This is a genomic window from Asticcacaulis biprosthecium C19, assembly GCF_000204015.1.
Taxonomy (GTDB): Bacteria; Pseudomonadota; Alphaproteobacteria; order Caulobacterales; family Caulobacteraceae; genus Asticcacaulis; species Asticcacaulis biprosthecius.
In genome coordinates, this window is record NZ_GL883077.1 from 821,843 (window position 1) to 830,641 (window position 8,799).

An 8,799-nucleotide genomic window follows, 5' to 3' on the forward strand; every position below is an offset into this window, starting at 1 on the left:
TGGACGGGCGGGGCGCGACGGTTTGTACAGCGGGCGGGTCGGCTGCGACGGCGCGGCGCGCCCCGACAGGCCGAGACGATGCACCTTGCCGATAACGGCATTGCGGGTCACGCCACCCAGTTGCTTCGCGATCTGGCTGGCCGAATGGCCTTCTTGCCAGAGCTTCTTCAGGGTTTCGACGCGTTCGTCAGTCCAACTCATGTTTCACTCTCCCATAGCCACTTTCTGGGCCACTTCCGCGCCACCATTGCGGCGGGATCACTTGCGGATCGCAAGCCAACGCACCACAACATGTAGACATGTCCGTATGGACCTGCTCCCCAGCCACCCACAGATAGTAAACGAAGGGTTAAAAACCGCAATATATGGTGTGAGGGGAATTTACGACTGTCCACATATATCTATATGTTGTGTTCGGACGATCCACATATGTGGATAACTGGACCGTATTGCCGCCTTATGCGCAGGCGCTTCAAAATGGCTCGATGAAGATTGTAGCGGGACAAAAGGTCCTGGACTCTGGGACAAGTCTGGTTGGAGCACTTTAAAAACGTAGCGCAAAAAAAAAGGGCCCCGATTGAGAGCCCTTTCTGTGACGGATTGCGACTCGACCTCTCCCGGTTATGAGTTCGTGTCGCCGTCCCGGGTGATAAGGTCTATAACAGATTGAGCAATGGCGGCGGCGAAGGCCTCACGCTCCTGGGCGACAAGCCTGGCGGGCTCAGAAAAAACTGAGACCAGCGTGTCAGCGGCCCAAAATTTAAAGGCTTTCGCGTTTGCCGTCGTTGCGCGGATAGCGCACTGAATGGCCGCACGCTTACTGAACAATCTCACCCCACCCTCTAACTTGGTGTCGGATGGGCGAAGGACATCATCAAGGTCTTTCCAATGGCCAGCCACGGACTTGTTGCCCTTGTTATTTACAAAGCCAAGAGCATCAGCAAGCTCGGCGTTCTTCACCCATTGTTCCGGTCGGCGGAGAAGGCGCAGCAGGGCTGATACATCGCCGTCCGCTTCCTCTTGCTTGGTTCTCATGGTGCTTGTTCCCCTTTCCATGCTCTTAATTTTTAGCTTAGTAGCGGGTCTAAGGGGCTATTTGAACCCCCTTAAGGCCACCCTAAGGCCAGTTTAAGGGGTATAGCTGACCGGATAGTTGTCCCGGTTCATGCCCATGAGGTCCAGGTCGCCGGCCGCCGTGGTGACGCGGCCGCCTTGCTTCATCGTCGCTATGACCAGGCTGTCAGGCGACAGCGGCTCACAAGCCTCGCCATAGACGACGTCGCTGCCGAAATATCTAATGCCGGTCTTTTCCATGGTTCGCTCCTATTTGACGCGGATGACGTAGTAGACGGTGGTGTGATCGGGGCAGGCCTCGTCGCCGCCTTCTTCCGATGTCTTGCCGTTGGAATTCAGACCTGAAGCTTCGAAAGGTTCTCCCGAGTAGCCAGAGCCGGCGTTGATGCCCGCGAACGCCCCGACGTTGTGGTCGTGCTCAGCGTTCTGGTTGGCCTTGAAGGCGCCGTCGGCCGGTGCCACCGATGACAACGCACCCTTACGGACTCTCCTGAAAACTGCCCGCATGTCAGGAAACTCGAAGGTAGTTGTGCCGTTACCTGGCCCCCATTTGGTGCGGTGGGTGGTCTTGTCGCCGCCGCTGGTCGCCAGATTGCTGGAGGCGGCAACAAGGGCCCACAGTGCCGGGTAATCGGCGCGGTTGACGGTCTGACCGATGGCTTCGGCATAGAATTCCGTGTCCCAGCCATCCTCGACCAGGAATTCTTTGGTCTCGCCGATCTGGGTGATGTGCGCGGCGTTGGCGGCGTCGCGCCGGTCCATCATGGCGACGATCGCCGCCAGCAGCTGGCCACTGTCGGCCGGGTTCAGAGCCTCGTCGCCGCCATCTTCATCGGTGATGACCGTGACGATCTCTTCCTGGACCGAATTCAGCCAGTCCGGATCTAGCGCGGTCGGAAGGATGCCGAGGCCGGGATTACCGGCACTGAACATGTTGCCGACGTGGCCGGTGCCTGTGGTGCGGCGCATGATTTATCCCTCATAGACAAAGAAGACAGCCGTTTCGGCCGGCTTCAGGCGGTTGAAAACGCATTCCATCACCGGCGCCTCTTCGGCGTTGGCCACGGTGACCTGCCAGGTGAAGCGCCAGGCGGTGGTGAACAACAGCCCCGTGCAGGGACTTGTGCAGTACATCGGCCGAAACAGGGTGATTTCGATCTCGTAGCCCAGCCGGGCGGCGACCTCGGTGAAGTAGGCGATCGACTGGCCGCCGCTGTTGGTCAGCTTCTGCCACAGCGCCGCGCGGCGATCGGCGATTTCTGTTAGGGTGCCGGTGCAGGTATCCGGCAGGCCGGCCACCCGCTCCCAGGCGTCGATCAGTTCGGTGGTGGTGCGCGGATCGGCTTCTTCTAGCAGCTCGAGCGCGCGGGCGTCGAACCGGGCAGCGCCATCGGCGAAAGCCGACATCAGCTTCGACAGCGTCGACTCCGGGGCGCGCGACCAGGCCCGGCCCCGGGGCAGGAGCTTCAATAGCTGATCGAGATAGGCGGGTGCATCCATTTTAGGCCCACGTCACTGTGCCGAGCCGGGCAATATGGCCGGTGGCGCTGACAACTGGCGCGGCCGGAATGGTCAGGGTGTGATCGGTTTCGCCCTCGGCCAGGGAGATTGCCTCGTTGATCTTGTTGAGGCTGATCGTCCCGGCCGGGATGGCCTCACGCGAGAACAGATCTTCCAACTGGGCGAGCACGGCCGCCTTGACCGGATCGGTGTTGGGTGTGAGTGCGATCGTCATGGCGATGGCATCGGGGATCGGCGCGAAGCATAGGAGTTCCGGTGTCACCGGCATCAGGGCCTCAACATGGGCAACGACGGCGGCGATATCGTCCTCGGTCGGGATGATGTCCTCGCGGCCGTCCATGACAAATGTAAGTCCGACCGTGCCGGCGCCGGAGTGACGCGGATAGACCCAGGCGCGCGTCACGCCTGCGACTTCCAGCGCCCAGGCTTCGTAGTCGGCTTTCGAACCGCCCTGGGGCGGGTTGCGAATGCGGGCCAGCAACCGGCCGCGCAGGGCTTCGTCGCTCTCTTCGTCCGTGCCGGCAGCGATACCGGGTGTGTTGACTGTGGCCGAGGACGACACGCCGGCGACCGGCGATACAAAGGTAAGGCTTGATCCGGTGGTGGTAATCCCGCCGGCGCCGGCGACCACGGCCGTGACCTGAACCACAGCCGTCACGCCGGCCAGGGTGACCTCGGCGCCGGTTACGAACAGGGCACCGTCCGACCGTTGGAGCTGCGTCCCGGCCGGCACCACAGATGTGATCGTGCCGCTGACCGTGATGGCGCCAGCGGCGCTGGTCGCGGCCTTGCGGGTCAAACCCCAGATCGAGGCCCAGCGCGCCAGCCATTCGCCGGTTGCGGTGTCGGGCAGCAGCTGCTGCGCCAGCCAGGCCAGGAACCCGTAAACCCCATGGATCAGGCCGGCCCACACCTTTGCGAACACCCCCAGGACCGAGCGCCGCAGCCGCGAGTCGGCGCCGGGCAGCCGGCCGTTGATATCGTCCTGGGCCTGCGTGATCAGGCTCGTCAGGGGCGGGCGTTCAAAGTCGCTCATGCCATCGCCTTCCAGATAAAAGTGTATTTGCCGGCCAAGTTGCCGTCGGGTTTCAAGATTTGAATGACGGCGATCGCACCTTCGTCGCCCCACAGTTCAACCGTCACGGTGACCTTCGACGCGACCAGGTCGGTGACCAGCCAGGCCAGGGCCTTTTCGGCATAGTTCCTCGCCTTAAGCAGCGCCTCAGAGGTCAGTTTCTCACGGCTTAAAAGCCAGTACTGGCTGCCGTCGACGTCCCCGGCGGCATCATGGAAGGCGTCGCCCCACCATCCCCGACCGTCGTCGCTGCCATCCGGGATTTTGTCGTCGCTGCCGGCGGGCGCATCAGTGCCCAAAGACATGATGACCGCCGTCTCGAGGCCGTCATCGGTGGCGAGGTCGGGACCAGCCATCACCAGGTCGACTGTCTGCGTTTCGTTGTTCCAGGAGAGGCGTACGTCGGTCATTTCACCTTCACCGTGGTTGCGGGTGACATGTCCGATTTCAGAGCGAACAGAACGGCGCCTTCGCCCAGGACCGAATTGCCGTCGACCTCGATGTCGCCAGTCAAAGCCGCGTCGCCGTCGACCAGCAGATCGCCATCGATCAGGACCTCGCCCGTTAGGTTGATCTGCGGCGCCTCGATGTCGATGGATGTGGTCGACTCGATCTTGATCGCCAGCGTCGAATAGACCTCGATACCGTCACGCTTCAGATGCACCTTCTGGCCGAGATCGTCATGAAGGGCGACCTCGCCGTTGACCAGGTGCAGGCGGTAGCGGCTGTCACCGTCAGCGATGATGACGGTGTGCGACCTGACGCCGGCGAGATCGATCGCGATAGCCTCGCAACCCGGCAGCGGCGCCGACGAAAACCCATAGTGCGTAAAGCGCTCAACATCGTCGCTGGTTTCGCCTTCCAGGCGCTGCACCTGGACCAGCTGGCGCTTACCGCTGTCATCGATTGCCGAGAGGATACACCTGCCGATCAGCAGGCGGATCTTTCGGCCGAGAGCATCTAACTCGCGTTGCATCATCCCTCCGACAAGGCTTTGTAGAGGGCGTCAGGGTCCTTTTTGGCCTTCTTCTTTTTCTTGGCATCGGCCTCGAGCAGTTCGACCGTGGTGAAGGCCTCGGGCTTCGTCATGCGAAACCGCGTCGACGTGCCCTTGTCGTCGAGCGTGAAGGTGACCTCGGTCAGGGTCATGTCGAGGTCGAGGCCGTGGTCATCGGCGATCAGCCGCACAAGGGTGTCCGGTTCGAACAGGGCGCCGGCATCATCGCGCCAGCCTTTGACCGATCCTCCAACCTGTAAAGCCTGGGCCCGGCGCGTGGTTGCCTCCCAAAGGGCGCGCGTCCGCAGCCCGGCCGGCGTCGATTGCTCATCGCTGACGATCAGCTTGGGCCGGTACCGCGTCACGCCGGCATCCTTGGCCGATCCCTTGGGTGCGGCGGCATCCTTGGCCTCGGTGTGGGCTCCACCCTGACGTTGGCCCTTGATGATGTATTCGCTGAAACGGTCGGCCGAATTGATGTCGAACTCGAACCCGGTCAGGTTACGCCCCAGCTCCAGCACCATGCCGGTGCGCTTCTGGCGCGGGGCGAAGACGATGACGCTGCCCTTCGGATCGGTCCGGATCATCAACCCGCGCATGCGGCACATCCGCGTCAGGGCTTCGAAGACGGTCTCACCCGGCTCGATGCAGAAGAGCGGAAAGACGGCGCCGGTCGCGGTCTCGACGGTCAAGGTCAGGCCGAACGGCGCCAGCAATTCGGCGCCGATCTTTTCCAACTTCTGCCCGCGCCAGGCGCCGGGTGAATGGACGGCCGAAGCGTCGACCAGGTCGAGCGTCTTGTCGCGGCCGCCGACACTGTAGGTTTTGCCGACGCCGCCGGCCACCCGGTCGACCCGGCCGGTGATGAGCAGCTCGTCCCCCACCCAGATTTCGCACGCGGCCCGGTCAAAGATGGCGGCATTGTAGAGCGTCAGACGGAAGCCAGCGCACAGGGTATCAATCGAACGCTGGACGCCGATCGCCTTCCAGCCTTCGAACACTTGGCCGTCGACCTTTACCGTGACGGAATCAGACATCGGAGAGGATCTCCAGCACCTGGCCGCCGCGGACGAAACCCGGATGCTCGATGCGGTTGCGCGCGACGATTTCGTCGGCCCGATCGGCGATGGCCCCAAATTTCGGACCTGCGCCATAAAGTCGGTGCGCCAGGACCAGGGCCGGAATGGTCGACGCCGGCGTGTAGCTGTAGAGCCGGGCCAGAGAACCACCGCGCGCCGTGACATCGCGGATCAGCGCCGACCGGGCGGCCGTCAAGACCAGCCAGGCGCCATCGTCGCCGGCGTCTCCGGCCTCGAGCGCCAGATCGTCCAGAGCGTCGGCCATCTCGTCACGGACGGCGACGGCATCCTGGTAAGCGGCAAACTCCATCTCCGAGACAGCGGCCACGGCCTCGGCGGCAGCGGTGTGGCGGACAAAAGCGACCAGCGCCGCCTGGTTGGCGCCCTGGGCCCGGCGCGACGGCGTGCCGGTGCTGACGGCGCCGAAGCCTCGGCCGAAGCCGAGAAGCACCTTCAGGCTGTTGAGCGCGTCCCCCGGCGTAGCGGCGATCTTGCGGATGCCGTGGATCAGCCCCGACAGCTGGGCGGCCAGAGCTGCGGGCTGGTTGACCAGGGACGTCACCTGGCTGCGCAGCTTCAGGCCCTGGTTGACATAGCTGCTGAGTTGATCGCCGTAACCCTTGAGCGGCGCGAGCAGCTTGTCGAGTTCATCCGACACCTGCGTGACGATCTTGGCGGCTTCGTCCAGAACGAACTGCGGCTGATCCTTGACCTTCATGTCCTCCGGAAGGGCGGCGTCGGCCTGGGCCTGCATGGCGCCGGCGGCGGTGACCGCCTGGGCCGTGGTGTCCGGACGTGCCGTGGTCAGGGCAGCCGGCTCCTCGCGCATGAACTCGAGCGAATAGCGAACCATGCCGCCCTCAGCCAGGCTCTCCTCGGCCGCCGGATCGCCGACCAGGCGGACGTTGACTTCGCCGATCCAAGGGTGGATGAGCAGCCCGGTACCAGCCTTGCCCAAGGCAGCCTCGAAGGCGTCGCGGGTCGGCTTATAGTTTGGGCCGATGATGAAGGCTTCGAGCTGGAAGACCTTCGTGGCGGCGCCCATGTCCTCGCCCTCGGACTCGTCGCGCAGCGGGAAGTCATGGACGGCAACCTTGCGGCCGAGACCGCGGCGCGTCGAGACGATCGCGTCGAACTCAATGCCGCGGAAACTGGCTGGGCGAAGGCTCTGGCGCCAGGGGGATAGCTCAGCCATCAGCGTGCCCTCTGCAGGCCGCGATTAGCGGTCAGGTCCAAGTTGTCGGACGACTCCATCTCTGGGATCTTCATGGGCGGAGCATTCACAAACTCAACGGCAATCCGGCCCTTCATGGGGGTGTTGCTGTTCTGTAAGCCCTGACCACGCAGTGATTGCGCAGGCGCTTGAGACAGCGCCTTACCGTTCGCCGCCCGTATCACCGGCGTAGAGGCTGCTACCGCCGGCGTCGGCGTAGGACTGATCGCGGCCGGCGCGGCTTTTGTGAGCGGTTTACCGTTCGCGGCGTGTGTCTTTTCTTCAGCAGGCTCTGCGACCGCATTGGCAATGCCATCCGCGGCGACCTTGACCACGAAACCGATGCCCTTCAGGACATTGCGGAACCATTCGGGCAGTGCATTCCACACAGCGTCGACCCCGGCGGTGAAGGCTTGTTCGATCCCGGTCCAGATGCCGGCGAAGAAAGTCGTGATCCCTTTCCAGTGCTTGATAACTAGAACCGGGATGCCGATGAACGGCACGGCCAGCAACACAATCGAGTTGAAGCCCTTACCGAGCCAGTCCCAAAACTTGCCAAGCCAAGCCTTGACCGTGTCCCAGTGGCGGACGATCATGAAGGCGCCAACAGCGACGGCCGTAATGCCGGCAATGATCCACACGATCGGGCAGCCCCAGAGCGCGACATTCAAACCCCAGATCGAGGCGATGGTACTGGCCAGGCCGAGCGCCATCTTGCCCGCCATCAGGACAACGAAGGTGTCGACGACGCCATTGAGCCCGCCCAGGGCCTGCGTCACGCCCGCGGCAAAGACGGCTGTGTCTTTCAGGAAGTTACAGAAGCTAGCGATGCCGGTCAGGATCGCCGGCAGGTTGGCGCTAATCCAGTTGAGCCCTCTGGTCATGCCGTCCAGGATGGCACCCTTGTTCTGGTCGATGATGGTGTTGATTTTCGTGATCAGTTGGGTGATCGGGGGCAGAAGTCCTGCGAACAGGGCGAGGCTGACACCGGCGATCTGCTTATCCATCGTGTCCCAAACGGCGTTGAGCTTCTGAGAGGCAGACAAGGTTTCGTCAGAGAGGATAAGGCCCAGTCGCAAGCCTTCGTCGCCCATTTCCCTCAGGTTTTTTGAGCCTTTGTTGAGAAGCGGGATGAGGTTGGCGCCGGCATCGCCGAAAGCCCGCATAGCCTGCGCTGTCTTTTTGGGCCCGTCCGGCATCTTGGCGAAGTGGTCTGCGACTTCTGCGAATACGGCGTCGGCCGACTTATATTTTCCAGCGGTATCCTTGACCGCAATACCCATAGCCCTGAACACCGCGACCTTAGATTTCTCGCCGGCCTGAGCGCTGATCATATTATTGCTCAACGTCTTCAGGCTTTGGTCCAACAGATCAGAGCCAACTGCACTGTCGGCGGCGGCATATTTCAGGCGCTGGTAAGCCTGGACTCCTACACCGCAAGCCTGCGCAGACTGAACGATCGCGTCCGCGGCTTGGGATTGTGACCGCACGAACATGGCGGCGCCGGTGACAAGAGCCGTGCCTGCCGTCACAACCGCGCCAATGCCGGCGACAGCTATGCCGGCGCCCTTGGCGATTGACGTGCCCATGACGGCGCCGAACCGCTGCCATTTCTTGCCGGAGGTTTCGAGCTGCTCCCCGGTCTCTTCAGCCTGGTCGCCGGCGTGCTCGATGTCATCGCCGGCATTGTCAGCCGCGCGGCCGGTATCTTCCATCGCGTCTTCAGCAGCGGCGGCCGGCCGGGCCACGTCGCTCAGTTCATCGGCTGCGGCGGCCGCAGCCGCACCGGCGCCGGCGACGGCTTCAGCGGAACTGGCGGCAGGCGCAACCACACCTGCAA

The 8,799-nt window shown here is 63.0% G+C and carries 11 protein-coding genes; all 11 read right to left on the reverse strand.

Features of this window, described 5'->3' with window-relative positions; all coding sequences use genetic code 11:
• A partial coding sequence (locus tag ABI_RS04140; RefSeq protein ID WP_040308565.1) for a GcrA family cell cycle regulator occupies positions 1-201 on the reverse strand: 201 nt, incomplete at its 3' end.
• A 420-nt stretch (positions 202-621) separates the two neighbouring features.
• Positions 622-1,035: a hypothetical protein gene (locus tag ABI_RS04145; RefSeq protein ID WP_040308566.1), complete on the reverse strand. Its 414-nt coding sequence runs from the start codon at positions 1,033-1,035 to the stop codon at positions 622-624.
• 93 nt (positions 1,036-1,128) lie between these two features.
• On the reverse strand, positions 1,129-1,314 hold the full coding sequence (locus ABI_RS04150) for a hypothetical protein (RefSeq protein WP_006271585.1): 186 nt from the start codon (positions 1,312-1,314) through the stop codon (positions 1,129-1,131).
• Between the two features lie 9 nt (positions 1,315-1,323).
• On the reverse strand, positions 1,324-2,043 hold the full coding sequence (locus tag ABI_RS04155) for a phage tail protein (protein ID WP_006271586.1): 720 nt from the start codon (positions 2,041-2,043) through the stop codon (positions 1,324-1,326).
• Between the two features lie 3 nt (positions 2,044-2,046).
• Positions 2,047-2,574: a YmfQ family protein gene (locus ABI_RS04160; RefSeq protein WP_006271587.1), complete on the reverse strand. Its 528-nt coding sequence runs from the start codon at positions 2,572-2,574 to the stop codon at positions 2,047-2,049.
• A 1-nt stretch (position 2,575) separates the two neighbouring features.
• Positions 2,576-3,631, reverse strand: coding sequence for a baseplate J/gp47 family protein (locus ABI_RS04165; RefSeq protein WP_006271588.1), 1,056 nt, complete (start codon positions 3,629-3,631; stop codon positions 2,576-2,578).
• Positions 3,628-4,080, reverse strand: coding sequence for a phage GP46 family protein (locus tag ABI_RS04170; protein ID WP_006271589.1), 453 nt, complete (start codon positions 4,078-4,080; stop codon positions 3,628-3,630). Before ABI_RS04170 ends, ABI_RS04165 begins: the two co-directional genes overlap by 4 nt.
• A complete protein-coding gene (locus tag ABI_RS23380) occupies positions 4,077-4,646 on the reverse strand; it encodes a phage baseplate assembly protein V (protein ID WP_006271590.1) in 570 nt (189 codons plus the stop codon). Before ABI_RS23380 ends, ABI_RS04170 begins: the two co-directional genes overlap by 4 nt.
• A complete protein-coding gene (locus tag ABI_RS04180; RefSeq protein ID WP_006271591.1) occupies positions 4,646-5,704 on the reverse strand; it encodes a phage baseplate assembly protein in 1,059 nt (352 codons plus the stop codon). The genes ABI_RS23380 and ABI_RS04180 overlap by 1 nt, the downstream gene beginning before the upstream one ends.
• The gene (locus ABI_RS04185) at positions 5,697-6,941 is read right to left on the reverse strand and encodes a DNA circularization protein (RefSeq protein WP_006271592.1); all 1,245 of its coding nucleotides are present in this window, start codon (positions 6,939-6,941) and stop codon (positions 5,697-5,699) included. The genes ABI_RS04180 and ABI_RS04185 overlap by 8 nt, the downstream gene beginning before the upstream one ends.
• Positions 6,941-8,491, reverse strand: a complete 1,551-nt coding sequence (locus ABI_RS04190; RefSeq protein WP_211211112.1) for a phage tail tape measure protein — start codon at positions 8,489-8,491, stop codon at positions 6,941-6,943. The genes ABI_RS04185 and ABI_RS04190 overlap by 1 nt, the downstream gene beginning before the upstream one ends.
• Positions 8,492-8,799: the final 308 nt, after the last annotated feature.